The organism is Corynebacterium sp. c25Ua_47, assembly GCF_039907205.1.
Classification (GTDB): domain Bacteria; phylum Actinomycetota; class Actinomycetes; order Mycobacteriales; family Mycobacteriaceae; genus Corynebacterium; species Corynebacterium hiratae.
The window spans coordinates 1-26941 of sequence record NZ_JASBOH010000013.1 but is presented as its reverse complement, the minus strand read 5'-3'; the positions used below and the strand labels follow the sequence as shown (position 1 = coordinate 26941).

The 26941-nt window shown below is 61.6% G+C and carries 24 protein-coding genes; 15 read left to right on the top strand and 9 right to left on the bottom strand.

Features of this window, described 5'->3' with window-relative positions; translation table 11 throughout:
* Positions 1-114 precede the first annotated feature (114 nt).
* The gene (locus tag QKE52_RS11240) at positions 115-735 is read right to left on the bottom strand and encodes a TetR/AcrR family transcriptional regulator (RefSeq protein ID WP_284467204.1); all 621 of its coding nucleotides are present in this window, start codon (positions 733-735) and stop codon (positions 115-117) included.
* Between the two features lie 112 nt (positions 736-847).
* On the opposite strand from QKE52_RS11240, the gene QKE52_RS11235 reads away from it, so the two are divergent.
* From QKE52_RS11235 to QKE52_RS11190, 10 genes are all read left to right on the top strand, one after another.
* Positions 848-1306: a hotdog fold thioesterase gene (locus QKE52_RS11235; protein ID WP_046648769.1), complete on the top strand. Its 459-nt coding sequence runs from the start codon at positions 848-850 to the stop codon at positions 1304-1306.
* Between the two features lie 111 nt (positions 1307-1417).
* Positions 1418-2404, top strand: coding sequence for a 1,2-phenylacetyl-CoA epoxidase subunit PaaA (paaA, locus tag QKE52_RS11230; protein ID WP_046648768.1), 987 nt, complete (start codon positions 1418-1420; stop codon positions 2402-2404).
* A gap of 47 nt (positions 2405-2451) precedes the next feature.
* The gene (gene paaB, locus QKE52_RS11225) at positions 2452-2739 is read left to right on the top strand and encodes a 1,2-phenylacetyl-CoA epoxidase subunit PaaB (RefSeq protein WP_046648767.1); all 288 of its coding nucleotides are present in this window, start codon (positions 2452-2454) and stop codon (positions 2737-2739) included.
* Positions 2736-3572 (top strand): 1,2-phenylacetyl-CoA epoxidase subunit PaaC, encoded by an 837-nt coding sequence (gene paaC, locus QKE52_RS11220; protein WP_070517300.1) that lies wholly within the window; start codon positions 2736-2738, stop codon positions 3570-3572. Before paaB ends, paaC begins: the two co-directional genes overlap by 4 nt.
* Positions 3573-3599: 27 nt before the next feature.
* Positions 3600-4139 (top strand): 1,2-phenylacetyl-CoA epoxidase subunit PaaD, encoded by a 540-nt coding sequence (paaD, locus tag QKE52_RS11215; protein WP_046648766.1) that lies wholly within the window; start codon positions 3600-3602, stop codon positions 4137-4139.
* Positions 4139-5299 carry a 1,2-phenylacetyl-CoA epoxidase subunit PaaE gene (paaE, locus tag QKE52_RS11210; RefSeq protein ID WP_347948822.1) on the top strand — a complete coding sequence of 387 codons (1161 nt, stop codon included), beginning with the start codon at positions 4139-4141 and terminating at the stop codon, positions 5297-5299. Before paaD ends, paaE begins: the two co-directional genes overlap by 1 nt.
* 11 nt (positions 5300-5310) lie before the next feature.
* Positions 5311-6087, top strand: a complete 777-nt coding sequence (locus QKE52_RS11205; RefSeq protein ID WP_347948821.1) for an enoyl-CoA hydratase-related protein — start codon at positions 5311-5313, stop codon at positions 6085-6087.
* 59 nt (positions 6088-6146) lie between these two features.
* The gene (locus tag QKE52_RS11200; RefSeq protein ID WP_347948820.1) at positions 6147-7343 is read left to right on the top strand and encodes an acetyl-CoA C-acyltransferase; all 1197 of its coding nucleotides are present in this window, start codon (positions 6147-6149) and stop codon (positions 7341-7343) included.
* Entirely contained in the window at positions 7344-8111 is a 768-nt protein-coding gene (locus QKE52_RS11195) for an enoyl-CoA hydratase/isomerase family protein (RefSeq protein WP_070701850.1), read from the top strand.
* 28 nt (positions 8112-8139) lie between these two features.
* Positions 8140-8991, top strand: coding sequence for a 3-hydroxyacyl-CoA dehydrogenase family protein (locus QKE52_RS11190; RefSeq protein ID WP_071407040.1), 852 nt, complete (start codon positions 8140-8142; stop codon positions 8989-8991).
* Here QKE52_RS11190 and QKE52_RS11185 read toward each other — a convergent pair.
* From QKE52_RS11185 to QKE52_RS11155, 7 genes are all read right to left on the bottom strand, one after another.
* Entirely contained in the window at positions 8979-9716 is a 738-nt protein-coding gene (locus tag QKE52_RS11185) for a response regulator transcription factor (RefSeq protein ID WP_070561854.1), read from the bottom strand. The genes QKE52_RS11190 and QKE52_RS11185 overlap by 13 nt on opposite strands.
* Complete coding sequence (locus QKE52_RS11180; RefSeq protein ID WP_293775020.1) at positions 9713-12310, bottom strand: ATP-binding protein; 2598 nt, start codon at positions 12308-12310, stop codon at positions 9713-9715. Before QKE52_RS11180 ends, QKE52_RS11185 begins: the two co-directional genes overlap by 4 nt.
* A gap of 23 nt (positions 12311-12333) precedes the next feature.
* The gene (locus QKE52_RS11175; RefSeq protein ID WP_070561857.1) at positions 12334-12885 is read right to left on the bottom strand and encodes a potassium-transporting ATPase subunit C; all 552 of its coding nucleotides are present in this window, start codon (positions 12883-12885) and stop codon (positions 12334-12336) included.
* A 29-nt stretch (positions 12886-12914) separates the two neighbouring features.
* Entirely contained in the window at positions 12915-14969 is a 2055-nt protein-coding gene (kdpB, locus tag QKE52_RS11170; RefSeq protein ID WP_347948842.1) for a potassium-transporting ATPase subunit KdpB, read from the bottom strand.
* 11 nt (positions 14970-14980) lie between these two features.
* Positions 14981-16696, bottom strand: a complete 1716-nt coding sequence (gene kdpA, locus QKE52_RS11165) for a potassium-transporting ATPase subunit KdpA (RefSeq protein WP_070510096.1) — start codon at positions 16694-16696, stop codon at positions 14981-14983.
* Positions 16693-16788 (bottom strand): K(+)-transporting ATPase subunit F, encoded by a 96-nt coding sequence (kdpF, locus tag QKE52_RS11160; protein ID WP_039672809.1) that lies wholly within the window; start codon positions 16786-16788, stop codon positions 16693-16695. The genes kdpA and kdpF overlap by 4 nt, the downstream gene beginning before the upstream one ends.
* A gap of 276 nt (positions 16789-17064) precedes the next feature.
* Positions 17065-17475: a PaaI family thioesterase gene (locus tag QKE52_RS11155; protein WP_347948819.1), complete on the bottom strand. Its 411-nt coding sequence runs from the start codon at positions 17473-17475 to the stop codon at positions 17065-17067.
* Between the two features lie 102 nt (positions 17476-17577).
* Here QKE52_RS11155 and paaZ point away from each other — a divergent pair, with 102 nt between their 5' ends.
* The 4 genes from paaZ to QKE52_RS11135 all read left to right on the top strand — a co-directional run bounded on the left by paaZ (position 17578) and on the right by QKE52_RS11135 (position 23487).
* Positions 17578-19638 carry a phenylacetic acid degradation bifunctional protein PaaZ gene (gene paaZ / locus QKE52_RS11150; RefSeq protein ID WP_347948818.1) on the top strand — a complete coding sequence of 687 codons (2061 nt, stop codon included), beginning with the start codon at positions 17578-17580 and terminating at the stop codon, positions 19636-19638.
* Between the two features lie 76 nt (positions 19639-19714).
* Positions 19715-21415, top strand: coding sequence for an FAD-binding dehydrogenase (locus QKE52_RS11145; RefSeq protein ID WP_347948817.1), 1701 nt, complete (start codon positions 19715-19717; stop codon positions 21413-21415).
* 27 nt (positions 21416-21442) lie between these two features.
* Positions 21443-22726: a hypothetical protein gene (locus QKE52_RS11140; RefSeq protein WP_216381828.1), complete on the top strand. Its 1284-nt coding sequence runs from the start codon at positions 21443-21445 to the stop codon at positions 22724-22726.
* A gap of 467 nt (positions 22727-23193) precedes the next feature.
* Complete coding sequence (locus QKE52_RS11135) at positions 23194-23487, top strand: type I restriction-modification enzyme R subunit C-terminal domain-containing protein (RefSeq protein ID WP_347948816.1); 294 nt, start codon at positions 23194-23196, stop codon at positions 23485-23487.
* Positions 23488-23655: 168 nt separating this feature from the next.
* Here the strand turns inward: QKE52_RS11135 and leuS are convergent, their stop codons facing one another.
* Positions 23656-26505 carry a leucine--tRNA ligase gene (leuS, locus tag QKE52_RS11130; protein ID WP_347948815.1) on the bottom strand — a complete coding sequence of 950 codons (2850 nt, stop codon included), beginning with the start codon at positions 26503-26505 and terminating at the stop codon, positions 23656-23658.
* 199 nt (positions 26506-26704) lie between these two features.
* Between leuS and QKE52_RS11125 the strand changes: the two genes are divergently transcribed.
* The coding region (locus QKE52_RS11125) for a type II toxin-antitoxin system Phd/YefM family antitoxin (protein WP_347948814.1) at positions 26705-26941 on the top strand (237 nt) is incomplete at its 3' end.

Genomic DNA, 26941 nt, shown 5'->3' with positions numbered 1-26941 from the left:
TCGCAGGCCACGGCGGTTTCACCGACAAAAGAAGCCCCCACCCCCATATGGAGCCCCAACGGCGGAGCGAAACGCTCGCCCCCGACTAGCCGATCGACTACTTGCCCATCGCGACTAGCCCGTCGCTTGCGGAGCTAGGCCGCCAAAAACAACACTCTCAAAAGCGCTGGCCAGCTCCTCGGCACCAAGTCGCCCCTCCGGCTCGTACCAATCAGACGTCGAGTTAATCATTCCGAAAATCATGCGGGTCAACAGCGGAGCCTCAATGTCGGAGCGGATAGCCCCCTCCTCCTGAGCAGCCTCCACCAGCGGAACCACGGAACGCGTCAGCGTACGACGGCGCTCCAACGCGCTCCGCTCCACCTCGGAGTTTCCACGCAAACGGAGCAAGAGCGCGACAGACTTCGGGTCGGAGCACAGCACCTCAATCGAGCCACGCAACAGCCCGCGCACCCTCTCCCCCGCCGATACATCGGCCGCGGCCACCTCTTCCGCGACCGCCTCCAAACGGCTCAGCGCCTGCACCACCGTGAGCTCCAAAATCTCTTCTTTCGACGAGATGTGGTGATAGAGCGCGGACTTAGAAATCCCCAATTCGCTCGCCACGTTGTCCATCGACGTGGCGTCGTAGCCGCGGGCTGTAAAAGCACGGACAGCTGCACGAATGACATCTTCACGGGAATAGCCGGGGCGGCCACGTGCCGCGCCCTGGACAGCGGATTTCTCATTCTTCACGCAGTCCATTCAAGCAGAGAGCCCCGAGCACCGTTAGACTAGTGAGCCACCACACCCCTTCTCGCTCCCTCGGCAGCACTGCGGAAACCCCTTACCTCAAGGAGGAATTCCCATGAGCACCGAGCACCCCATCCTCGCCCCCGGCGTCGCCGAAGGCCCCGAGTTCACCCACGTGCGCACCATGTTCGATGATGACCGTGCCACCGCGGAGATTCGCGCGAAAATTACCGCGCTAGACGTGGGCAAGTGTGAAGGCCACTTCACCGTCCGCCCGGAGATGTGCAATGGACATGGCACGGCACAGGGTGGCTATTTATACATGTTTGCCGATTCCATCTTCGCCGGCGTTTGCAACTCCGGTGGCGACTTGGCCGTGGCCGCGCACAATTCAATCCACTACATCGCCCCCGCCTTCGAAGGGGATGTCGTTGACGGGGTTGGGGTGACCCGCCAAGCCTGGGGCCGCAACGGCGTTGTCGATGTCACCCTCAGCATCAAGGGAAAGCCCATCGCCGAATTCCGCGGCACGTACCGCGTGCTGCCCGCCAAGCCCCAGAACCGCAACAAGTAGGGCGCAGCTCACAAACTTGGTTGACATAGCTCACACATGCCCCATATACTGACCAACCAGTCAGTAAGTATCACCGAGCCGACACTGAGCAGAGAGGGAACGATTCCTCCCATGACCCCATCAGAGAAAACACTCGCCGCCGTCCCGGCCGCGGATGAAGCACAAGCACAGCAGCGCTTCGACGAGCTCATCGCCGAAGACTCCCGCATCGAGCCCACCGACTGGATGCCCGCTGCCTACCGCAAGACCTTGACGCGTCAGATTTCCCAGCACGCGCACTCCGAAATCATCGGCATGCAGCCGGAGGCCAACTGGATCAGCCGCGCGCCTTCGCTCAAGCGCAAGGCCATCCTCATGGCCAAGGTGCAGGATGAGGCCGGCCACGGCCTCTACCTCTACTCCGCCGCGGAGACCTTGGGCACCTCGCGCGACGAGCTGGTTCAGCAGCTGCTCGACGGCACCGCCAAGTACTCCTCCATCTTCAACTACCCGGCGCGCACGTGGGCCGACATCGGAGCCATCGGCTGGTTGGTGGATGGCGCCGCCATCTGCAACCAGGTACCGCTCTGCCGCGCCTCCTACGCCCCATACGGCCGCGCCATGGTGCGCATCTGTAAGGAAGAGTCCTTCCACCAGCGTCAAGGTTGGGAGATCCTCTACGAGCTGTCCCACGGAACCCCCGAGCAGAAGCAGATGGCGCAGGAAGCCATCAACCGTTTCTACGGCCCAGCACTGCAGATGTTCGGCCCGCCGGATGATGACTCCCCCAACTCCAAGCAGTCCATGGCATGGAACATCAAGCGCTTCTCCAACGACGAGCTGCGCCAGCGCTTCGTGGACATGATTGTCCCGCAGGCCGAAGCCCTTGGCCTGCACTTCGAGGACCCGGACCTGAAATGGAACGAAGAGCGCGGCCACTACGACTTCGGCGAGCTCGACTGGTCCGAGTTCAAGGCCGTCATCAAGGGCGAAGGCCCCTGCAACGTGCAGAGGATGCAGCGACGTCGCCAAGCGCATGCCGACGGCGCGTGGGTCCGTGAGGCTGCCGCAGCCTACGCCGAGAAGCACCACTCGGCTGACACCTCGCTTATCGCCTAAGCCCAAGCACACTGCCCAACCAGCCACGACACTTTAAGGAAGATTCCATGTCCAGCTCCACCTGGCCCATGTGGGAGGTCTTCGTACGCTCCTCCCGCGGCCTTTCCCACGTTCACGCCGGCTCGCTCCACGCACCGGATGCCACCATGGCCCTGCGCAATGCCCGTGACCTTTACACCCGCCGCAACGAGGGAACCTCCGTCTGGGTTGTGCCCAGCGAAGCCATTGCCTCCTCCGACCCGGACTCCAAGGGCGGATTCTTCGAATCCCCGCAGGGCAAGAGCTACCGCCACGCCACGTACTACGACAAGTCGGAAGGAGTGCCGCACCTGTGACCGGATTTGCAGCCGCCGATTCTGCGACCAAGCAATCGCAGGGCAACGGCATCACCGCAGAAGACATCGCCGCCTCCGGCGCAGTGGCCCCCGAGGACACGGCTCGCTATGCGCTCATGCTGGGCGATGACGCCCTCATCCTGGCCCAGCGCCTGGGCTGGTGGATTTCCCGCGCGCCGGAGATGGAAGAGGACATCGCACTGGGCAACATCGCCCTCGATCTCATCGGGCACGCCCGCTTCCTACTGACCTACGCCGGTACCGCATGGGGCAAGACCGAGGATGACTTGGCTTACTTCCGTAACGAGGAGGAGTTCCGCTCCGCGCGCTTGGTCGAGCAGGAGAACGGCGACTTCGGCTACACCATCGCCCGCCAGCTGCTCTTCTCCTACTACCAGTACGGGCTCTACACGGCCTTGCTGGAGTCGCAGGATGAAACCATTGCGGCGATCGCGGCGAAGGCCATCAAGGAAGTCGAGTACCACGTCGACCACGCCAACCAGTGGATTCTTCGTCTGGGCCAAGGCACCGAGGAGTCCCACCGCCGAATCACGGAGGGCCTGATGTACATGTGGCCCTACCTTGACGAGCTCTTCGAGGATCTCCCGCTTCACGAGAAGCTGGCGGCAGAAGGCATCGCAGTTCTGCCCTCGAGCCTGCGCGCGCAGTTCGATGAGCGCATCGCCTACGTCCTAGACAAGGCAGGTCTGGCCATCCCGGACGTCAAGCAAGCCCGCTCCGGGCAGCGCACCGGGCGTTTCTCCGAGCACCGCGGTTTCATCCTCGCGGAGATGCAGTCCTTGGCGCGCCAACACCCCGGCGCGACCTGGTAAAGACAAGGAAAGGACCAAGGTTTCATCGTGTCCATCACAGATAAATCCCACCCGCTGCGCCCCACGCAGCCTGACGACGCCCACGTGTGGGACGTCGCCGCCGAGGTTCCCGATCCGGAGATCCCCGTGATTTCCATCGCCGACCTTGGAATTCTTCGGGACGCTCGCCTGGATGGCGATACCGCGGTGGCCACGATTACCCCCACCTACTCCGGCTGCCCCGCCATGGAACACATCACGGCGGACATCACCAAGGCACTGACCGATGCCGGCTTCGCCAAGGTGCGCGTCGATCTCGTGCTCCACCCAGCGTGGACCACCGACTGGATGACGGAGACCGGCCGGCAAAACCTCAAGGACTACGGCATTGCCCCGCCCAGCGGAAAAACCCGGGCCACGCCGGAAGGTCCTATCCCGCTCACACTCGAACCGCCGCCGGCCATCGAATGCCCCCACTGTGGCTCCCGCCGCACACGTAAGCTTGCCCAATTCGGTTCCACCTCCTGCAAAGCTCTCTACAACTGCCAGGATTGCTTGGAGCCCTTCGACTACTTCAAGGTGCACTAATGACCACGACCCCGTCTGCCCCCGCAAAGAAGAAGGCCACGTTCAACACCCTGACCGTGTCCGAGGTGCGCGCCCTGACCGAGGACTCCGTGGAGGTTTCCTTCGCTATCCCTCCGGAGCTCCAGGACGACTATGACTACATCCCCGGCCAGTACGTAGCCCTGCGGGCGACTATCGACGGCCAGGAAGTCCGCCGCTCCTATTCCATCTGCGATGTGCCTCGCGACGGCGTGCTGCGCGTGGCCATTAAGCGCGACCGCGGTGGTGTGTTCTCAACGTGGGCCAACGACACTCTGCAGCCCGGCGACACCATGGACGTGATGAACCCGCAGGGCGCGTTCACCTCAAAGACTCACCTGACCGGCCTTAACAACCCCGAGGCCGTGCGCGAAGAACTGGAGAAGCTGGAGAACCCACACCTCGTGGCCATTGCAGCGGGCTCCGGCATCACGCCAATCATGGCCATCGCCCAGACCGTGCTCCACACCTCCCCCGACACCACCTTCGAGCTCATCTTTGCCAACAAGGGCGGCGGCGACGTCATGTTCGCCGAGGAGATTGGTGACCTCAAGGACAAGTTCCCTACCCGCTTTGCCGTGCACCACGTCCTGTCCCGCGAGCAGCGCGTTAACCCGCTGTTCTCCGGGCGCATCGATGCCGAAAAACTCCAGACCCTGCTGGATAACGTCGTGCGCACGGACACTGTCGACGAATGGTTCCTTTGCGGCCCCTTCGAGCTAGTGCAGTTGGTGCGCGATGAGCTGGCTGGCCGCGATGTGGGTGAGAAGGACGTGCGCTACGAGCTGTTTACCACCGGCAAGCCCTCTGGGGATCAGAACCAATCTGGACGCCACGTCGAGGTGGATCCGGAAGGCGATAACGTCACCATCAACTTCCAGCTCGATGGCCTCTCCGGTTCTGTTGAGTCCCCGGTCTCTGCCAACGAGTCTCTGCTCAATGCCGCCCTGCGCGTGCGCTCCGACGTCCCCTTCGCCTGCGCCGGCGGCGTGTGCGGCACCTGCCGCGCCAAGCTGGTCGAGGGCGAGGTCGACATGGCGGAGAACTATGCGCTGGAGGCCGACGAAGTCAAGGCCGGTTACATCCTGACCTGCCAGTCGCGCCCCACCACGCCGAACATCGTCCTCGACTTTGACGCCTAGGAGTAACACACATGATCGACCTGCACCACGACGCCGAAGCTGGAGTCGTTGAGCTCGTACTCAACAACCCGAAGGCCCTCAATTCCCTCGCGGAAGAAGACCTCGCCGAGCTCTCCCGCGCGCTCGATGAGGCCGCGCAGCTTAGCCCTCGCGCGCTCGTCCTGCGCGGCGAAGGCAAGGGCTTTTGCGCCGGCCGCAACATCAAGGGACTCAACCCGCGCGAAGACGACGCCACCGCCTACCTCGCGGGCGTGGTTACCCCGGTGCTCAAGAAGATCGATAGCTTCCCCGCGCCCACCTTCGCCGCCGTGCACGGGCCCTGCCTGGGCGTAGGCCTCGGCCTCGTCTTAGCCTGTGACGTCGTGTACGTCGCCGAAGACGCCAAGTTCGGCTCCCCGTTTGCCAACCTGGGCGCCACCCTGGATTCGGGCGGGCACTACCTCTTCGTCGAGCGTCTAGGCACGCACCGCGCGATGGACCTCATCATCACCGGCGATCTCATCTCCGGCGCGGAGGCAGTGCGCGCGGGCCTCTTCTCCCGCGCAGTCCCGGCAGAGGAGCTGCTGGGGTTCACTCGGGACGTCGCCAAGCGCGCAGCCCAAGGCGCCACCCAAGCTTTCCTCACCAGCCGCACCCTGGTCCAGGACATCCGCGATAACGGCACCGGGCTGTGGGCCAGCGTCGATGCCGAAAACGTTGCCCAAGGAAAGCTCTGCGATACCGAGGACTACTACGAGGGCTTCGCTGCTTTCAACGAGAAGCGCCCGCCGGTCTTCCACGGACGTTAAACCACCAGCGCAGCACGCAGTTCACACAGCGCAATACACACAGATAGTTAAGGAAAAACATGACCGCTTACCTCGTTTCCGGATTCCGCACCCCCGTGGGCCGCTACGGCGGCGCACTGTCCTCGGTTCGCCCAGATGACCTCATGGCCACCGCCATCAAGAAGACGGTGGAGGAGGCCGGGCTTGACCCTTCCGCGGTAGATGAAGTCATCATCGGCAACGCCAACGGCGCCGGCGAGGAGAACCGCAACGTTGCCCGCATGTCCTGGCTGCTCGCCGGGTTCCCGGACACCGTTCCGGGCATTACGGTCAACCGCCTGTGCGCATCAGGCATGTCCTCGATTGCCCTGGCCACCGCCCTCGTGGAATCCGGCCAGGCGGATATCGTCGTCGCCGGCGGCGTCGAATCCATGTCCCGCGCTCCCTGGGTCATGGAGAAGCCGAACAAGCCTTTTGCCAAGCCAGGCCAGGTTTTCGATACCTCCATTGGCTGGCGCTTTGCCAACCCGAAGTTCGCGGAGCAGGAGAAAATGACTTACTCCATGCCGGAGACAGCCGAAGAAGTGGCCAACGTCTTTGGCATTAGCCGCGAGGAGGCCGATGCCTTCGCCGTGCGTTCCCAGGAGCGCGCGCTCGCCGCGATTGAGGCCGGCAAGTTCACCAGGGAGATCGTGCCCGTCGAGGTCACTGACCGCAAGGGCAACGTCACCGTGGTCGATACCGATGAAGGCCCCCGCCCGGGCACCACGATGGAGGTCCTGGCCAAGCTGCGCCCGGTGACCTCCCTGGGAGATGTCACCACGGCGGGCAACGCCTCCTCGCTCAACGACGGCGCTTCCTGCGTCATTGTCGCCTCCGACGAGGCTCTCAAGAAGCACAACCTGACCGCCCGCGCCCGCGTGGTGGCCAACTCCGCGCGCGGTGTGCGCCCGGAGATCATGGGCACCGGCCCCATCCCGGCGACCCGCGACGTGCTGGAGCGCGCCGGCTGGGAGCTCGACAGCGTGGACGCCGTCGAGCTCAACGAAGCTTTTGCCACTCAGTCACTGGCCTGCATCCGCGAGCTGGGCTTGGACGAGGACAAGGTCAACGCGTGGGGCGGCGCCATCGCGCTGGGCCACCCGCTGGGTTCCTCCGGTTCCCGCATCACGTTGACCCTGCTCAACCGCCTGGAAACGGACGGACTGCACCGCGGCATCGCCACGATGTGCGTGGGCGTGGGCCAGGGCACCGCGATTGCGATTGAGAGGGTGTAGATGACTACTGCCATTGAGATTTCAACGCGCGGCGAGAAGGACGAGATAGTCGTCGCCAAGCTCAACCGCCCCGAGGTGCGCAACGCCATCGATGAGCAGATGGTGACGGAGTTCCACGAACTCTGCGCGCAGCTCGAGTCCGATCCCCGCATCCTCATCATCACCGGCTGCACGGTGGACACCCCGAAGGGCCCACGCGGGATCTTCGCTTCCGGGGCAGACATCGCGCAGCTTCGTGAGCGCCGCCGCGAGGATGCCCTCCGTGGCATCAACTCCGGCATCTTCCACCGCATCGCCTCACTGCCGGCCCCCGTCATCGCGGCGGTGGATGGCTACGCCCTCGGCGGCGGTCTGGAGCTAGCGCTGGCCGCTGACTTCCGCGTGTCCACCCCCTTTGCCAAGTTTGGACAGCCCGAAGCCGGCCTGGGTATTGCCGCCGCTGCGGGTGCTACTTGGCGCCTCAAGGAGTGCGTCGGCACGCCCCTGGCAAAAGAAATCCTGCTGGCCGGGCGCATCCTCAACGGCGAGGAGGCACTAGCCAACCACCTGGTCAGCGAGCTGCATGAGCCGGATGCGCTTGTCGACGGCGCCCTGGAACTAGCCGGGCGCATTGCCCAGCAGGACCCGCTCGCCGTGCGCTTGACCAAGCAGCTCATCGCCATGCCAGATGCGGCGCACCCGGCGGTGGATAACATCGCCCAGGCCGTGCTCTTTGAGTCCCCCGCCAAGTTTGAGCGGATGCAGGCCTTCCTGGACCGCAAGAAATAAACCTTCCACTCACAAGGAGATCCAACTCATGTCCTCAGTACTGCAGGTTCCTGCCAAGGTCGGCGTGCTCGGCGGCGGCCGTATGGGCGCAGGCATCGCTCACGCCTTCCTGGCCGCCGGCGCGTCCGTGACCGTGGTGGATATCAACGATGACGCCGTGGCCGCCGCCCGCGAGCGCGTGCACAAGGCCATCCGCGGCTCCCTCGACCGCGGCGCGGAAGGCACCTTCGAATCCTGGGATGAGCGTCTCAACTTGTCCACCGCCGCCTCCGCCTTTGCAGGTTTTGACCTCGTGGTTGAGGCGGTTCCGGAATCGATGGATCTCAAGGTGACCGCCTTTAAGGATATCGCCGAAGCAGCCCCGCAAGCCGTCGTCGCCACCAATACCTCCTCGCTGTCGGTATCGCAGCTGGCAGAGAGCATCCCCAACGACGTCATCGGCCTGCACTTCTTCAATCCGGTCCCGGCCTCGAAACTGGTGGAGGTTGTAGTCGCCGAATCCACCCCGGACTCACTCGTGGACACCGCCAAGGGCTGGGTCGAGGGCCTAGGCAAGACCGCGGTGGTGGTCAAGGATGCCCCCGGCTTCGCCTCCTCCCGCTTGGGCGTGGCCATCGCCCTTGAGGCTATCCGCATGGTCGAGGAAGGCGTGGCCTCACCGCGCGATATCGACAACGCCATGGTGCTGGGCTACAAGTTCCCCATCGGCCCGCTGGAGCTGACCGATATCGTAGGCCTGGATGTGCGCCTCGGCATCGCCGAATACCTTGAATCCCAGCTGGGTGAGCGCTTTAGCCCGCCGCAGCTCATGCGCGACATGGTCGCGCGCGGCGAGCTGGGCCGCAAGTCCGGCAAGGGCTTCTACAACTACTCCGAGTAGCCACTCCCTCCCGCGCCCGGCTCTGGCACCACGAAGCGGTACCCCAAGCCGGGCTCCGTGAGGAGGAAGGCGGGATTAGCTGGGTCATCCTCTAGCTTGCGGCGCAACTGGGAGGTGTAAATACGCAGGTAGTGCCCCTGCCCCTCAAAGCCTGGACCCCAGATTTCAGAAAGCAGATCCTCTTTGCGTACCAAGCCGCCGTGGGCGCGAAGCAACGTGGTGAGCACGCCCCACTCGGTGGGGGTCAGGTGCAGCGGCTCACCGTCTTTAGTGATGGAATGGCGCGGAACGTCGATCAGAACGTCCCCGGCGCGTACCACAGCGGTCTCAGTGCGCCTCACTGGACTCTGTGGGCTACCATGTCTTAGCGCCACGCGCACGCGGGCCAGAAGCTCCTCCATAGAGAAGGGCTTGGTGACGTAGTCGTCCGCGCCGCGGTCGAGAGCTGCGGCGCTGAACAGCGGATCAGAGCGTGCCGTCAAGATGATCACCGGTACTGCAGACCATCCGCGGATTCCTTCCAACACGACGGTTCCGTCCATATCCGGTAACCCCATGTCCAAGATGACTACGTCTGGCTGCTGCTGTGACACCACCTGCAGTCCCTCAGCACCTGTACGTGCTGGGTGAACCTCGTAGCCCCGAGCCTTGAAATTAATGCTCAGTGTGTTGAGCAGACGCGGGTCATCGTCCACGATGGCGATGCTAGTTTTCTTCGTCGTCATTTTTGTTCTCCTCCCGCGACGGGAAACCGCAAAATAAAGGTTGCGCCCGGGGTGGCAGCTACCTCGATGCTACCGCCCATGGCCTCCACAAAGCCTTGAACAACAGAAAGGCCAAGGCCCACTCCGTTGTCGTTGCTGGTATCACCCAAACGCTGAAACGCCTGGAACAGTTCCTTCTGTTTCTCCGGCGGGATACCCGGTCCTTCATCGCCGACAATCAGTTCCACCTGTTCGGCGATAGTCTGAGCACTCATCGTCACCTGGCCAGTCGGCGCATAACGCAGGGCGTTATCAAAGAGATTGGCCAAGACACGCTCCATGAGGGCTGCATCCGCGCAGCACGTAACTCCACGCACACTAGGGTCCAGATGGATGCGCCCAATTTGCTCCGGGGAATGCCCAAAGGCGCAGGAAGCGATGGCACGATGAGCCACCTCTGCCACCTCGACGACGTCGTGGCGAGCGGTGATTGCTCCAGCGGTAAGCCGGGAGTAATCCAACAAATTGGTGACCAACCCGGTGAGTTCCTCGATGCTCGCCGCAGTTTCTGCCAAAAGCATATCTTGGTCCTCGGGAGTGAATTCAATGTCGGCATTACGCAATGACGACACCGCCAACTTGGCCGTTGCCAACGGAGTACGCAAATCGTGGCTCACACTCGACAGCAGTGCTCGTCGCAGCTCGTCTGCAGCGGCTATCGCATCAGCGCGCGCGGCCTCAGCAGAAAGCTTTTCGCGGCGAACAATACCCGCGAGGTAGCCCGCGACCACGGTGACAAGGCCACGATCCCGGGCAGACAGAGTCGGGCCCGCAAGACGAAGCTGAACCGTCCCATCTTCGCTCGCCACAACGGTGTCCACTGTCTGTTCATGGCGCACTTTCTCGGGAATATGAAGGTGCTTCGAAGTGCGCTCGGGGCTAACTGCGCGCCAGGTGGCAAGGACGTCACCGTTGTCATCCAACAGCTCCGCTCGACGACAATTGAATGCCTCCCCCACCTTGCGCATCACGGCATCTTTCGGGGAAGAATCTGCACGGCGATTCAACGCGGCACGGGAAAACACCGTAAGCAGCTCAGCATCACGCGCAGCCACAGCTGCATTCGCCCGCTCAATCTTGGCGCGGCGCACAAGAATGCCAACTGCCAGAGCGATAGCCACCATGACCACGGCGATGACAGCGTTAGCGGGATCGGCGATGTCGAAGGTATGGATTGGCTCGGTGAAAAACCAATTGACCGCCAAACCGGAAGCCACCGCCACCACCACGGCCGGCCACAGGCCACCCACCAAACTGACAAGCAGAATGAGTGCAAAGTAGAACGCAGAACAGGTACCTGTTCCCAAGTCCTGGCCGTCAGCCTGCACTAACAACGCAGTGAGTCCGACGAAGGCCAACGCTGAACTAAGCCACGCGATTGCACGCTGCGGGAAGGGCCGGAAAGGATGCAGCATACGTGTGAGCGGAAGCGGCTTTTCCGGGGGAAGATTGACAAGGTGGCAGTCAATCGAGCCGGATTCGCGCAGTACTGTCTCTGCTACCGTGCTGTGCCAGTGCACGCCGAAACGCCGCCGCGGCGACACCCCAACAACAAGCTGGGTAGCGTTGACGCTTCGCGCAAAGTTGAGCAGAGCTTCCGGCACGGAGTCCCCAGTAACCTGGTGCAGCCGCGCACCCACATCGTGGGCCAGGGTCTGCAGCCGGGCAAGTTGTTGCGCCGATCCCGCCACCGAAGAGGAACGCGACGTGAAGGAATCACCAAAAACGACGTGGACCACATGCAGTTCCGCCGAAGATTTCGTCGCGATGCGCCGCCCGCGCCGGATCAGGGTCTCAGCATGGGCAACGTTTTGGATGGCCACAACTACCCGCTCACGTGCTTCCCACGTATCGGTGATTTTTTGATCCGAGCGATACGTAATGAGTGCTTCATCAACCTGATCTGCCAGCCAGATCAGTGCCAACTCGCGCAACGCGGTGAGGTTTCCCACGCGGAAGTAGTTGTTGAGTGCAGGTTCGATGCGTGCTTCGCGGTACACGTGTCCGTCGCTAAGCCGGGTGCGCAGAAGCTGCGGGGAGACGTCGACCAACTCGATTTCATTCGCAGCACGCACTACCTCATCCGGCACGGTTTCCTGCGGTGCGATGCCAGTAATCTGCTTAACAACATCGTTGAGGCTCTCCAGATGCTGGATATTGAGAGTCGAGATAACGTCGATTCCGGCATCCAGAATCTCTTCGATGTCTTCCCAGCGCTTCTCGTGCTCTTCGTCGCGAGGATTGGAGTGGGCAAACTCATCGACAAGGACAATGTCAGGTTTCCGCGTGATGACCGCAAAGGTATCCAACTCCCCGGCGGACAGACCGTCAACGGTGCGTCGCGGAATGATCTCCAAACCCTCGCACAAGGCTTTCGTATATGCGCGACCGTGGTCTTCCACAATGCCGACGACAACGTCACGGCCTTGGTTAATCAGCGTGTGCGCCTCACTAAGCATGGCGCAGGTTTTGCCCGCGCCGGGAGCGGCGCCCAACAAAATCTTCAAGGTGCCGCGTTTGGTGCGCGAGGACGGCGCAGTTGCTTCGGTCAACATTGCTTCATCTTATGAGCTGATCTTTATGAACAGGGAGTAGGCGTGGGCAACGACATATTGAGAGTTGTCACATTGACCGTGTCTTCGCCTAGAAACCCGAGGCTGGCATGCTCCGTGTTCTCGGCGATGAGCTTTTCCATCTCTTCCACGCTGATGCCCTGCTCCCGAGCCACACGCGGAGCTTGCAGCTCGGCGTACACGGGGCTGATACCGGAATCCACTCCGGAACCGGAGCCCGTGACGGCGTCGGCAGGCACACGGTCTTCGCTTACGCCTTCCCGCTGGGCAATAGCGGCGCGGCGTTCCTGGATGTTCTTCTCCAGCTCCGTGCTGCTCGTACCGTAGTTACTCATTCCCTCGGCGCGAGGGAAGAAGTAGGGGCCCTCGCTCACCCCGTCTTGGATTTGGGTAGAGCCCACGAGGCACTCTCCTTGGTAGATGAGATTGCCGTCGGCGGACTGCGGTGTGATGCGGGAAATGGCCCACACAGCCGCCGGATAGACCATGCCGAGTGCTACGACGCAGAGCAGCACGGCGACAAAACCGGCAATGAGGTTACGCAGATAAACACGCATTGTTCTTCCTTTTTCTTTGCAGGTTCTCTTTAGAGGCCTGGGAGGAGGGAGACGACCTGGTCAATGAGCCAGATGCCAATGAACGGGGTAATAACGCCGCCTAATCCCCAAATACCGAGGTTCCGGCGCAGAAGGGAGGACGCGGAGGCTGGCTTATACGACACGCCCTTGAGCGCCAAGGGGATGAGCGCGACGATGATGAGCGCGTTAAGGATCACCGCAGACACGATGGCGGACTCAGGCGAATGCAGGTGCATGATGTTGAGGCGTTCCAAGTGCGGCAACTGCGCGGAGAAGAGCGCCGGCAGGATGGCGAAGTACTTTGCCAAGTCGTTGGCCAAGGAGAAGGTGGTCAACGCACCACGGGTGATCAGCAGCTGCTTACCAATGCGAACGACGTCGATAAGCTTCGTCGGATCAGAGTCCAGGTCCACCATGTTGGCGGCTTCCTTCGCCGCGGAGGTACCAGTGTTCATGGCTACTCCCACATCCGCCTGCGCCAGGGCCGGGGCGTCGTTGGTGCCGTCACCGGTCATGGCCACCATGCGGCCTTGCGCCTGCTCTTCGCGGATGCGGGCGAGCTTATCTTCCGGGGTGGCCTCGGCGATGTAGTCATCGACACCGGCTTCCTTAGCAATGGCCGCGGCGGTCAGCGGGTTGTCGCCGGTGACCATGATGGTTTTGATACCCATCTGGCGCAGCTCGGCGAAACGCTCGGCCATGCCGGGCTTGACGACGTCACTCAGCTGCACCACCGCGATCACCTTGCGGCTGCCATCGGATTCTTCCACGGCAACTGGCAGCGGGGTACCGCCGTCTTGCGCAATCTGGGTTACTGAATCCTCGATCTCTTGCGGCCACGTGCCGCCTGCCTCAGTTACCCACTTTCGCACGGCGTCGCCCGCGCCCTTGCGCAGCTTTCTGTTAGCCAGGTCGAGACCAGACATCCTGGTAGAAGCGCTGAACGGGATGACTTCAGCCTTCCGAGCTTCCGCGTCGCCCTCACTAGACAGAGAGTAGTTTTCAGTCAGCCAAGCCACGATGGAGCGGCCCTCCGGGGTTTCATCCGCCAAAGAAGAAATGCGCGCAATCTCTGCAGCTTCACGTTCGTTCACACCCGAAGCCACGATCAGGCCCGTGGCCTGGCGGTTGCCGTACGTGATGGTGCCGGTCTTATCCATAAGAAGCGTGGCGACGTCACCGGCTGCTTCCACCGCACGGCCGGAAGTGGCCAGAACGTTGTGGCGAACGAGGCGGTTCATGCCGGCGATACCCACGGCGGATAACAGTGCGGCGATGGTCGTCGGGATGAGGCATACCAGCAGCGCGACGAGGGACAGCGGGGACAACTCAGCGCCGGTGAACAAACCCATGGGAGCCAAAGCCGTCACGGCGATGAGGAAGAGGATAGTCAGCGTGGAAAGAAGGATGCTCAGCGCAATCTCATTCGGAGTCTTGCGGCGCTCGGCTCCTTCCACCAGAGCAATCATCGTGTCCACAAAAGTGGAACCCGGTTCAGAGGTGATCTTGACCTTGATGGAGTCAGAGAGCACCACGGTGCCGCCAGTCACGGCGCAGCGGTCACCGCCGGCCTCGCGGACGACGGGAGCCGATTCACCCGTGATAGCAGACTCGTCGACGGTAGCGGCACCTTCGATGACGTCACCGTCACCCGGGATGGTCTCCTCGGCTTCCACTCGCACGATAGAGCCTCTCGTGAGCTCAGACGCAGGGACCACCTCAATGCCGGAGTCCGTTATTAGGTTGGCAGTGGCATCATCACGCACAGAGCGCAGGCTGTCGGCCTGGGCCTTTCCGCGGCCTTCGGCATAAGCCTCCGCAAAGGCCGCGAAGGCGATAGTGAACCACAGCCATATAGTCACGACCCATCCATAGAAGCTGGGGTTGATGATGGACCACACCGTAGTCAGTGCGGCGCCGACCCACACGACGAACATCACGGGGTTGCGTGCTTGGGCAAGCGGGGACATTTTGCTCGGCAGCGCCTTCAGCGCCGCAGCGGCAAGACCGCTGTTTTTGTCCGCAGTCTTTGTGCGAGGAGCCTTGACCTGCTCAGCGGTCATGGTAGGGGTTGTCATGATAGTGCCTCCGAAATGGGACCCAGGGTGAGGACGGGGAAGAAGGTGAGTGCTGCGACCAGCAGGATGACGCCGATGGTCAACAGGGAGAAGGTGATGCCGGACGTGGGCAAGCTGCCGGTAGTGGTGGCCTGGCGCTTCTGCCCTGCCAGGCTTCCGGCTAGGTATAGGGCGAAGACGATGGGCAAGAAGCGGCCCAACAGCATGGCCAAGCCCAACGTGATCTGCCACCAGGGCTCAGTCACCGTGAGACCTGCAAAAGCCGAGCCATTGTTGTTGGCCGCGGAGGTAAACGCGTAAAGCACTTCAGAGAGGCCGTGCGCATTGTCCGCTGTGCCCGGCGCGCCGAAGTTGGTTGCAGATAGCTCGACAAGCTTGCGCTGCGCCACGGAGGCTCCGACGCCCACGAGGACTAGAACCGGCATGGTGAGGATGTAGAGGCTGACTGCCGAAATTTCCTTGCGTCCAATCTTGTTGCCCATAAACTCCGGTGTGCGGCCTACCAGGAGACCACCGATGAACACTGCTAGGATGGCCACAATCAAGAGGCCATAGAGGCCAGTGCCCACACCGCCTGGAGCGATCTCACCCAGCAGCATGTTGAGGATGAGCAAGCCGCCGCCCAGCGGGGAATAGCTATCGTGCATGGAGTCCACCGCACCCGTCGAGGTACCCGTGGTGGACACGGCGAACAATGCCGAAGCGTCAATGCCAAGGCGCTGTTCGATACCTTCCATGTTGGCGCCTGCCAACTGGGAAGCACCACCGACGAGGGTGTGCTGTGCCCAGGTCACTAGGACAACCATCACGGTCCACAGACCACCGGCAACGCCGAGCAGCGTCCACGCGTGCTTCTGCGATTTAAGCATCACGCCGTACGTGCGAATCATGCAGAAAGAGATGACGAGCAGGGAGAAGATCTCCACCAGGTTGGTAAAGCCCGTTGGATTCTCAAACGGGTGCGCCGAGTTAGCTCCGAAGATGCCACCACCGTTGGTGCCCAGCAGCTTAATAGCTTCTTGGCTGGCCACAGGAGCACGGGAGATATCCACGCCAGAGTCAGTGACCAGGTTGGATCCAAAGGTTTGCATGGTTCCGCCAAGGATGAGCACGGTGGAGATAATGAGTGACAGGGGAAGCAGGATGCGAACCAGACCACGGGTGAGGTCCACCCAGAAGTTACCTATGAGCTTCTGACCATCCTGCGTTGCCGCCACGTCGCGCTGGTAACCCAGGTGGCCGATGCCACGGATCAACGCAACAGCCACGCACATGCCCACAGCAGCCGAGGCAAAGTTTTGTACGGTCAGGCCCAGCATCTGCGAAGCATTGGTCAGGGTGTCTTCGCCGGAATAGGACTGCCAGTTGGTGTTGGAAGTAAAGGAGGCCGCAGTGTTGAAGGCCATCCACGGCTCCACTGCGTCTTCGCGGGCGTTGCCAAAGCTTGGCAGCACTGCTTGGAGCCGCTGCACTGCGTAAAGAACCAAGACGGAGGCCAGGCTGAAGCCCAGCAGCGCACGAGTGTAGTTCTTGGCGTTATGGCCCCGGTTGGGGTCAACCCGCAAAATTCTGTATATGAGGCGCTCGACAGCCCAGTCTTTTTCAGAGGTATAGGTACGAGCCATCCAGTTACCAAGCGGCACATAAGCCGCCGCTAGAAGGGCAAAGAGGGCGAGGTACTGCGGTGCTACCGCCACAATGCTGGCGATCATGCGAAACGCTCCGGGTCAATAAGAGAAATGATGAGATAGGCCACGAGCGCGACAACAATAATGAGCCCGATAACCGCTGTGATGGTGTTCATGATTTACGCGTCTCCGTCCATAAACTCGTTGATGGCGGAGGGAGCGCTAAATGTAAGGACCACGATCACGATGACCAGAATGTCCAACATGTGGGAGAGACCCCCTTGGGTGAAAGCAATACAAGGTGTGCCCGGTGCCCCAGAGCATCGAGCGCCGGTGCTGGTGAGCACCTGCCGAGCATTGACGTTAGGCCCGCTCCCCCCTAGACCTACGGGTTATTTGCGGCATCTTTACACCCCTTGACCCCGATTTTTACGCTTTATTTACGGACTCCCTTACTTCCCTTCCGCTTTAGGGGAAATCAACGCATTCGTGATACGCGCCGTGCACAGTCTCCTCCCCTCGTCATCTGTAATGACGATCTCGTGGGAGCACAGCGTCTTACCCAGCTTGATAGCGGTGGCCGTCGCCGTGACCTGACCCGAGCGCCCGGAGGCGTGGTGCGTCGCGTTGATGTCCACGCCGACAGCGACCTTGCCCAGCGTCGAGGCGTGAATCACCGCCGCCCAGCTGCCGACGGCCTCAGCTAGGCACGCCATGGCGCCGCCGTGGAGCAGGCCAAAGGATTGGGTATTTCCCTCAACCGGCATGGTGGCTACCACTCGCTCAGCCGACTCTTCCAAGATTTCTACGCCCATCTTCTTGTCCAGCTCACCCAACTGAATCTTCCATACCCCTGCGGCCATGCTGCACTCCTTACTTAATCCTAGAAATGTGACGCAGACTATACTAGCCTGTATTTACTGACCAACCGTTCGGAAACTAATGGAAAGGCCAAACTTTTCGCTATGACTGAAGCCCTCGTCCCCAGCTACCTCTCCGGCCAGTGGCTCACCCCGGACAACCCTTCGCGCGTTGCGGACGTGCACGACGCCTCCACCGGGGACGTTGTCGCCAGGGTTAGCGCCGAAGGCCTCGACATCGCCGGCGCCATCGATTACGCCCGCAATACCGGGCGCGAAGGACTGCAGAAGCTCACCTTCCACGAGCGCGCCCTCAAGCTCAAGGAGCTGGCGATCTACCTCCAAGACCACCGCGAAGAGCTCTACGAACTGGCCAACAAGGCCGGCGCTAATAAGCGCGATAATTTCGTCGATATCGACGGCGGCATTTCCACCATGTTCACCTTCTCCTCGAAGGGCCGCCGCGAGATGCCCAATTCCACCGTCATGCCGGATGGTGAGGCAGAGGTCTTTTCCAAGGACGGTTCCTTCATCGGCCGCCACATCTACACCTCCATCCCCGGCGTCGCGGTGCAGATCAACGCCTTCAACTTCCCCGTCTGGGGCATGCTGGAAAAGTTCGCCCCGGCTTTCATCGCGGGCGTGCCTTCCATTGTTAAGCCCGCTACGCCCACCGGCTACATCACCGCAGCCTGCGTGCGCCTCATGATCGATTCCGGAATTCTTCCGGAGGGCAGCCTGCAGCTCATCTCCGGCTCCACCCGCGACCTGCTAGATCACCTGGATTACCGCGATCACGTGGCCTTCACCGGCTCCGCCGACACCGCGAATACCCTGCGCGCACACCGCAACGTCATCGAGGGTGGCATCCAGTTCAGCGCGGAGGCGGACTCCCTCAATGCCGCCATCCTCGGCGCAGATGTTACCGCGGATTCCCCGGAATTCGATGCCTTCGTCAAGGCGGTCTTCGGCGAGATGACCTCGAAGGCGGGCCAGAAGTGTACAGCCATCCGCCGCGCCATCGTCCCGCATGCGCTTGTCGACGCCACCATCGAAGCCCTCAGCGCACGCCTGCGCGACAAGGTCGTCGTGGGCGATCCGCGTGATGCCTCCGCCACCATGGGCCCGCTGGTCTCCGCGGATCAGAAGGCGGACGTCGCGGAGGCCGTCGAGAAGCTCAAGGCAGGCGGCGGCGAGGTAGTCTACGGCGGCGAGAAGCTCGACGGCGCCTTCTTCAACCCCACCATCCTGCGCTTTGCCGATAACCGCGCCCCAGCGGTCCACGACACCGAGGCCTTCGGCCCCGTCGTCTCCTTCCTGGGCTACGACTCCCCCGCCGAAGCCGTCGAACTCGCCGCGCTGGGTTCTGGTTCGCTGGTTGCCTCCGTTATTACGCACGATCCCCAGCTCGCCCGCGAATATGCCCTCGGCATCGCCGCCCACCACGGCCGCCTGCACTTCCTCGACCGCGATGATGCGAAGACCTCCACCGGCCACGGCTCTCCCCTTCCGCACCTCGTGCACGGCGGGCCGGGCCGCGCCGGTGGCGGCGAGGAGCTGGGTGGTGTGCGCGGCATCCTGCATTACATGCAGCGCACCGCAGTTCAGGGAACCCCGGATCACCTCACCGCCATCACCGGCCAGTGGCACCGCGGCGCCGCCGTGCAGCGCGTCACCCGCGCGGACGTCGACAGTGGCCAGGGCACCCACCCCTTCCGCAAGGACCTGGCAACACTGCAGATCGGTGACCAGTTCGCCTCTGATCTGCGCCACGTCTCCCTCGAAGAGATCCTCGAGTTCGCAGAGAAGACCGGCGATACCTTTTACGCCCACACGGACGAGGAAGCCGCAACGGCCAATCCCTTCTTCCCGCGCCGCGTCGCACACGGTTACCTGCTGGTCTCCTGGGCTGCGGGCCTCTTCGTGGAGCCGGCACCGGGCCCGGTCCTGGCTAACTACGGCCTGGAGAACCTGCGCTTCATCACGCCGGTGACCTACGACGATTCCATCCGCGTGGAGCTGACCGCTAAGCGCATCACCCCGCGCGTCACCGATGACTACGGTGAGGTGTGCTGGGACGCCGTGCTCTACAACCAGGAGGATGAGATCGTAGCGACCTACGACGTCCTCACCCTCGTGGAGAAGGTCAACACGACCTACGCCTAGCGCACGCTCTCTGCTTAAAACCGAAGCTGCGAGCCAAGTCACACAATCGAGGCCAGTTTCTTTTATCATTACTGTCATGAAAGAAACTACTTCGGCTGAGAATTCCATCATCATCGTCGGCAGCGGCCTCGCCGGCATGGTCGCCGGCTATGAGGCCCTCAAGGGCGGCAAGCACGTCATTTTCCTGGAACAGGAAAACCGCAATAATCTCGGGGGCCAGGCCTTCTGGTCTCTTGGCGGGCTGTTTTATGTCGACTCCCCCGAGCAATCCATGATGCGGGTCAAGGACTCCGAAGAGTTGGCCTGGCGGGACTGGGCCAACTCCGCAGATTATGACCCAGTGACCGAGGATGACCGGCACGATTTTTGGGGCGCGAAATGGGGCCGCGAATACGTACGCTTTGCCGCTAATGAGAAACGCACGTACCTCAAAGGCCTAGGCCTCAACGTCCTACCCACCATCGGCTGGGCCGAGCGCGGTTCGGGCGATGCCTCCGGCCACGGCAACTCCGTCCCGCGTTTCCACCTCACCTGGGGCACGGGCCCGGAGGTCGTGCGCGTCTTCCGCGAGCCGCTCCTTAAAGCAGAAGAACAAGGCCAGGTCGAATTCCATTTCCGCCACCGCGTGGACGAGCTCGTCGTCGAAAACGACGACGCTGGCAGCCCGCGTGTGGTCGGCGTGCGCGGCAGCGTCCTCTCCCCCACCAGCCAGCCACGCGGTGAGGCGAGCTCGAGAGAAGTGGTCAAGCACTTCGAGCTGCGCGGCTCTGCTGTCGTCATCGCCACCGGCGGCATCGGCGGCAACCTGGACAAGGTCCGCCGCATGTGGCCGACGCAGCGCTGGGGCGAATGCCCGGAGGAACTGGTCACGGGCGTTCCCGCGCATGTCGACGGCCGTGGCATAGACATCGCCCAGCAGGCGGGCGCCTCGGTGGTCAACACGGACCGCATGTGGGCCTACACCGAGGGCATGACCAACTGGAATTCCATCTGGCCCGGCCACGGCATCCGTATTATCCCCGGACCGTCAGCACTATGGCTCGACGCCGAAGGCAACCGCCTGCCCACCAACCTTTTCCCCGGCACCGATAACCTTGCGGCCTTGGCCCACATTGGCCAGACCGGGCACGGTTACTCCTGGTTCGTGCTCAACCAGGCCATCGTGGACAAGGAGTTCATCTTCTCCGGCTCGGAGCAGAACCCGGATTTGACGGACAAGGAGTTCAAGAAGCTCGCCGGCAAGCTAGGCCCCGGCACACACGTGGCAGTCAAAGCTTTCATGGAGAACGGAATCGATTGGGTCGTAGAAGATGACCTGGAGGATCTCGTTGCCGGAATGAACCGCATTGCGCCTGAGGGCTCCCCCACCATTGAGGTAACCCAACTTAGAAAAGTCCTGGAAAATCGCGATTCCCAGCTGGATAATCCCTTCAGCAAAGACGCCCAAGTCAACTACCTCCGCGTTGCCCGCGGATTCTTAGGCGATAAGCTCATTCGCGTTGCTCCCCCACACCGCATCCTGGACGAAACCAAGGGCCCTCTCATCGCAGTACGTTTGAAGTTCCTCACCCGCAAGACGCTAGGTGGCCTGGAGACCAACCTGGACGGCCAGTGCCTCAATCCCGATGGAACGGTACTCCCCGGCCTCTATGCTTGCGGCGAGGCCTCTGGTTTCGGCGGTGGCGGCATGCACGGCAAGAATGCGCTGGAAGGCACCTTCCTGGGCGGGTGCATCCATTCTGGCAAGCGCGTGGGCGAAGCTTTGGCGCGCGAATAGCACGGTTTTCTAATACTGTCGGGCACTATGAACCTCGCTAGGAATGTCCGTATCGACGTGGAGAATCCTTTCTTCACCACGGCCCGCTTTGTCGCCGCCCCCGCGGAACTCACCGTGGGCGAGATGATGATCATCGTCCACGCCGCGCTCGGCCTTGAGCCCTCTCACCCGGGAATCCTCGTGGGTGAAGAAGGCACGCCAATCGACGTCCTCACCATCATTGACCAGGACTTTTTCGAAACATTCCGGGAAGTAGCGCACTACCACCCCTCGGACGGCGCATGGAATATCAGCATCAGCGTGGCGGACACCTCGCGCGTCGTCATGGGTCTGCCAGCCCTCATCGCCGGTGAAGGCCCCGATCTCATGAGTGAGCTGGGCAGTGCCGAGGCGATGTTCAAGGTGGTCCTCGATGTCCAAGCGACCATGGCCTACATGGCTGTTCCTACCGACAGCATGGAGCGCATTTTCGCGCTCTTCCCCAACTACACACTGGACCAAATCCATCAGCGCCTCACCACGTTCTTCCCGCCGGCAGTAGCACAGCGCCTGGCCACCATGGGCACGGAGGCCGCCAACCTGGAAGGCGGCACCAAGCCCGCGCTGCCCGGGGATCTCCCCCTTGATCCTTTCCGCTCCACTCCCTTCGAGGACATCCCGGTGCCGTCCTCGGAGATGCTGGAGGAATGGCGCGCGGAAATCCACGAGGCCTACCCGGAGCTGCGTCCCGACTATGAGCTGCCGGCGCTTGACGACGCCATCGCCGCCCACGTAGGCCAACGCGTGCGCGAATACCTCGAGGTCATCGAAGAATTTCCGCGCCTCACCGGGGCCGGCTACCTGAAGCAGGCGGCCGTGGCACGCCTGAAAGAGGGCCTCAACAGCCCCAATGATTTTGATGATGTTAAGCGCGAGGACTACCACCAGCCGCTGCTGAACCTGCGCGGATTCCTCACGGACCTGGATTGGCTCAAGACCACAACGACGCAGATCAAGCTCACCAAATATGGCCGCAAGGCCATGAACGATCCGCTCTGGGCAACGCAGGTCATCATGCACAACATCCCTTATGCCTACGCCGAACCGGAGGGCATTCCTCAGCTCTCCTTCGAACTAGTCCATTTGTTCCGCGGTGAATGGGAGTTCAACCCAGAATACGACTACACGCACGCCATCACCCGCGACCTGCTGTTCACGCTGGGTGTCATCGAGGATGACTCCACATTCCCCATCATCACCGATGGCTGCCAGGGCTTCCTCGGAGAAATCATCACCAAGGTGCGCGAGGAGCTGAACCAAGAGCTGGATTAGCCCTGCTTCAGCCCCCTCCAGGCCGCATGCCGCTGCCTACAACTACCGCGAACAACTCACAACAACCTCGAAACAACTACAAACAACCAGCAACAACCCTTTTGAACTGCCCTTTTCCAACCGATGGGAGCGCTAAACCAGACACAGTTGTTGGCAAAGTTGTTTCAGAGTTGTTTTTCACGACACTCAAGCCTCAGAAAAACAACTTCCTGGGAAATGGATATCGAAGAGAGGTGAACCAGGCAAGGGTTTTTGAAAATTCACGCTCGAGGGAATGCGCACGTCCATGTTTTGGACTCAAAGAAGGAGCGCCAACCGCATACAACCAGCAATTTTGAAAGAAGGAATGAGTATGAATTCCACCTGCAGAATTGGACGTACCGTCATTTGCGCCTTAAACCCTAAAAGTCGCGCCGCCCCGAAAAATACATATGGCTACTTAATAGAAGATAGCTTTTACTAATGGCATGGACCGTGACACGCGCAAGGCCACGGTCATGGATTTAGCCGATGAGCTGGGGAATTTAGTCGCGGTCTCCTCCGCCCTGGAGGAACAGCTCGGCGTGGGCCTTCCCCGCTTAGTCCGCACCATCATCGGGTTGGACGAATCCGCGGCGCGTTCCGCGTTTGCGGACATGATGGACGGCGCACGCCTGAACTCGGTGCAGCTGGCCTTCATGAACCAGATCATCGGCGGGTTAGTCCACAACGGAATCGTCACTGTCGCGGAGCTCTTTGAGAGCACCTTACGACAACTATAGTTCCCCCTTCGACGCCTTTGACAGCAACGTGGCCACCATCCATGGCATCAAGGAGCGCCTAGAGCGCGCATTGAACACAGCGTGGATGAGGTGCCCCTAAGGCCGTTCCTGAGGAACCTCAGAGGCGGTGCCGGAGTAACCGCAGGAACGGCGCTTTCTTGGGGTGAGTTACTTCACAACGAGGTTGACCATGCGGCCCGGGACGTAAATCTCCTTGACCACGTTCTTGCCCGCCGTCAGCTCAGCGATGCGCTCATCTTCCTTGGCAATACCCACGACGGTGGCTTGGTCAGCGTCGGCAGGCACCATCACGCGTGCCTTGACCTTGCCGTTGATCTGCACCGGAACCTCGATCTCGTCGTCGACGAGGTACTTTTCTTCGAACTCCGGGAAGGCCTCATAGGTGATGGTCTCCTCATGGCCGAAGCGCTTCCACAGCTCCTCCGCGATGTGCGGGGCAACGGGGGAGACCAGCTGGACCAAAGGCTCCACCGCCGCGCGCGGCGCGCCCTTCGGATAGGCCTTGGTCAGGTAGTTCACGTACTCAATGAGCTTGGCCACCACGGTGTTCAGGCGCAGGTTCTCATAGTCATCGCGCACACCGGCGATGGTGCGGTTGAGGTGCTTCAAGTCATCCTCGGAAAGCTCTGCGTCCGTCGTGCACAGCTCGCCAGAGTTCTCGTCGACGGCTAGGCGCCACAGGCGCTGCAGGAAACGCTGCGCACCGACGACGTCCTTGGTGGCCCACGGGCGGGAGGTATCCAGCGGGCCCATCGACATCTCGTAGACACGCAGGGTATCGGCACCATAGTCGCGGCAAATATCATCCGGGGCCACGGAGTTCTTCAGGGACTTGCCCATCTTGCCGTACTCCTGGTTGACCTTTTCATCCCCGTAGTAGAACGCGCCATCGCGTTCTACTACCTCCGCGGCCGGGACGTAGACGCCGCGGGAATCGGTATACGCATAGGCCTGGATGTAGCCCTGGTTGTACAGGCGGCGGTAGGGCTCCTTGGAGCTCACGTAGCCCAGATCGAAGAGGACCTTGTGCCAGAAGCGGGCGTAGAGCAGGTGCAGCACGGCGTGTTCAACGCCACCGACGTAGAGGTCAACGCCACCCGGGTCGTTAGCGCCGTGCTCTTCTGGGCGCGGGCCCGTCCAGTAGCGCTCGTTTTCCAAGTCGCAGAAGATCTCGTCATTCGTCGGATCGATGTAGCGCAGCTGATACCAGGAAGAACCTGCCCACTGCGGCATGACGTTGGTATCGCGGTAGTAGGTCTGCGGGCCATCCCCAAGACCCAGGTCCAGCTCCACCTCGACCCACTCGCGAGCCTTGGCCAGCGGCGGCTGCGGGGAGGAATCAGCATCATCCGGGTCGAAGGAGACCGGCTTGTAGTCTTCTACCTCCGGCAGCTCGATAGGCAGCATCGACTCCGGCAGCGGGTAGGCCTGGCCGGCCTCGTCATAGACGATGGGGAAGGGCTCGCCCCAGTAGCGCTGGCGGGCAAACAGCCAATCACGCAGCTTGTACTGGATCTTCTCGTGGCCCACTCCTTGTTCCTCTAGCCACGGGATGATGGCGGCGATGGCCTCATCCTTGGACATGCCGTTGATGTCCAGGGAATCGTTGGCGGAGTTTACGGCCTTGCCGGACTCCGTGTAGGCCTCCTTGGTGATGTCGCCGCCAGCGACTACCTCAGCAATCGGCAGGCCAAAGACGGTAGCAAACTCGTAGTCACGGGTATCGTGCGCTGGGACCGCCATGATGGCGCCGGTGCCGTAGCCGGTCAGAACGTAGTCCGCGATGAAGATCGGGACCTGCTTGCCGTTGACCGGGTTGGTGGCATAGGTACCCAGGAAGACACCCGTCTTTTCCTTGTTCTCCTGGCGCTCCAGGTCGGACTTCGCGGCAATGGAGGCGCGGTAGGCCTCTACGGCCTCCTTCGGATCATCGTGGCCGAAGGTCCAGCGCTCATCCACATCATCCTCGTAGGGGATGGGGGAGAGGAGGGCGTCGACAAGCTCGTGCTCCGGAGCCAGCACCACGTACTCCGCGCCGAAGAGAGTATCCGGGCGGGTGGTGAAGACGTCGATGTTGTAGCCCTCGGCGTGGAAGCTGACCTCCGCACCACGGGAGCGGCCAATCCAGTTGCGCTGCATGGACTTGACCTTCTCCGGCCAGTCCAGAAGCTCCAGGTCATCGAGAAGACGGTCGGAGTAGGCAGTAATGCGCATCATCCACTGCGACAAGTTCTTGCGGAAAACCGGGAAGTTACCGCGCTCAGACTTGCCCTCTGCGGTGACCTCCTCATTGGCCAGCACCGTGCCCAGGCCCGGGCACCAGTTCACGGTGGAGTTGGACAGGTAGACCAGACGGAACTCGTCGAGTGCTTTGCGCTGCTCTTCCTTGCTCAGGTCCGCGTAGTAGCGGCCGTCCTTGGTGGTGCGCTTGCCCACCTCAAGCTCCTTGATGAGCTCAGAAATCGGGCGCGCCTTCTGCTGCTCCTCATCGAACCAGGAGTTATAAATCTGCAGGAAGATCCACTGCGTCCACTTATAAAACTCCGGGTCAGTCGAGGCCACCGAGCGGCGTGGATCATGACCCAGGCCGAGAAGACCCAGCTGGCGGCGCATATTCTTGATATTCGCCTCCGTCGTGGTGCGCGGGTGCGTACCCGTCTGGATGGCGTACTGTTCTGCCGGCAGACCAAAGGCGTCATAGCCCAGCGTGTGCAAGACGTTCTTGCCCAGCATGCGTTGATAACGCGCGTAGGTATCCGTAGCGATATAGCCCAGTGGGTGGCCCACGTGAAGGCCCGCGCCGGAAGGGTAGGGGAACATGTCCTGGATGTTCATCTTCTCCGCTGGAAGTTCCTTACCCTCCTCCGCGAGCGGCCCAACTGGGTTCGGCGCATTAAAGGTGCCGTTATCCTTCCAGTACTGCTGCCAGGCACTTTCAATTTGCGCGGCGAGCTCCGGCGTGTAGCGGTGGGTGGTGTTATCGCTCGGGTTAGTCATGGTTAGACAGTGTAGTCACCGAACGGACATCTCCCCAGTTAGACCCAGCTAGGCCGCAATTCCGTTCCGCAGCGCGGCCACGCAACTGACGACGCCCCCCTTGTCCCCTCTAAGCTCTGCCACTAAAATCACCATTGTTCTACTGTTCTACATTTAACTTTTTACAGTCACCAGCCAATAAGGAAAGGCGGTTGGAGCAATGACCAACATTTCTTTGCGCGAACTCAACCAGCGTTCTGGCCACATCGTTCGCGAAGTTGCCGCTACAGGTCAAAGCGTGGTCATCACCGACCGCAATCGGCCCATTGCTCGCGTTGTTCCCATTTCATCTCTAGATAGCCCCGTGGAGCAGTTAGTAGCTGCCGGAATCCTGAGCCACAACCCGAAGCCTTACTCACAGCCAAGCACCACAGACTATCTGCCTTCCGGGACAGAC

Coding starts and splice junctions, on each gene's coding strand:
- QKE52_RS11145 (WP_347948817.1), top strand. CDS start 19,715: ATGAAAGAAACTACTTCGGCTGAGAATTCCATCATCATCGTCGGCAGC.
- QKE52_RS11140 (WP_216381828.1), top strand. CDS start 21,443: ATGAACCTCGCTAGGAATGTCCGTATCGACGTGGAGAATCCTTTCTTC.
- QKE52_RS11155 (WP_347948819.1), bottom strand. CDS start 17,475: ATGGCCGCAGGGGTATGGAAGATTCAGTTGGGTGAGCTGGACAAGAAG.
- kdpF (WP_039672809.1), bottom strand. CDS start 16,788: ATGAACACCATCACAGCGGTTATCGGGCTCATTATTGTTGTCGCGCTC.
- QKE52_RS11175 (WP_070561857.1), bottom strand. CDS start 12,885: ATGCGTGTTTATCTGCGTAACCTCATTGCCGGTTTTGTCGCCGTGCTG.
- paaE (WP_347948822.1), top strand. CDS start 4,139: ATGACCACGACCCCGTCTGCCCCCGCAAAGAAGAAGGCCACGTTCAAC.
- kdpA (WP_070510096.1), bottom strand. CDS start 16,696: ATGATCGCCAGCATTGTGGCGGTAGCACCGCAGTACCTCGCCCTCTTT.
- QKE52_RS11200 (WP_347948820.1), top strand. CDS start 6,147: ATGACCGCTTACCTCGTTTCCGGATTCCGCACCCCCGTGGGCCGCTAC.
- paaB (WP_046648767.1), top strand. CDS start 2,452: ATGTCCAGCTCCACCTGGCCCATGTGGGAGGTCTTCGTACGCTCCTCC.
- QKE52_RS11195 (WP_070701850.1), top strand. CDS start 7,344: ATGACTACTGCCATTGAGATTTCAACGCGCGGCGAGAAGGACGAGATA.
- QKE52_RS11205 (WP_347948821.1), top strand. CDS start 5,311: ATGATCGACCTGCACCACGACGCCGAAGCTGGAGTCGTTGAGCTCGTA.
- paaA (WP_046648768.1), top strand. CDS start 1,418: ATGACCCCATCAGAGAAAACACTCGCCGCCGTCCCGGCCGCGGATGAA.
- QKE52_RS11190 (WP_071407040.1), top strand. CDS start 8,140: ATGTCCTCAGTACTGCAGGTTCCTGCCAAGGTCGGCGTGCTCGGCGGC.
- QKE52_RS11185 (WP_070561854.1), bottom strand. CDS start 9,716: ATGACGACGAAGAAAACTAGCATCGCCATCGTGGACGATGACCCGCGT.
- paaZ (WP_347948818.1), top strand. CDS start 17,578: ATGACTGAAGCCCTCGTCCCCAGCTACCTCTCCGGCCAGTGGCTCACC.
- leuS (WP_347948815.1), bottom strand. CDS start 26,505: ATGACTAACCCGAGCGATAACACCACCCACCGCTACACGCCGGAGCTC.
- QKE52_RS11180 (WP_293775020.1), bottom strand. CDS start 12,310: ATGTTGACCGAAGCAACTGCGCCGTCCTCGCGCACCAAACGCGGCACC.
- QKE52_RS11235 (WP_046648769.1), top strand. CDS start 848: ATGAGCACCGAGCACCCCATCCTCGCCCCCGGCGTCGCCGAAGGCCCC.
- QKE52_RS11135 (WP_347948816.1), top strand. CDS start 23,194: ATGGACCGTGACACGCGCAAGGCCACGGTCATGGATTTAGCCGATGAG.
- kdpB (WP_347948842.1), bottom strand. CDS start 14,969: ATGACCGCTGAGCAGGTCAAGGCTCCTCGCACAAAGACTGCGGACAAA.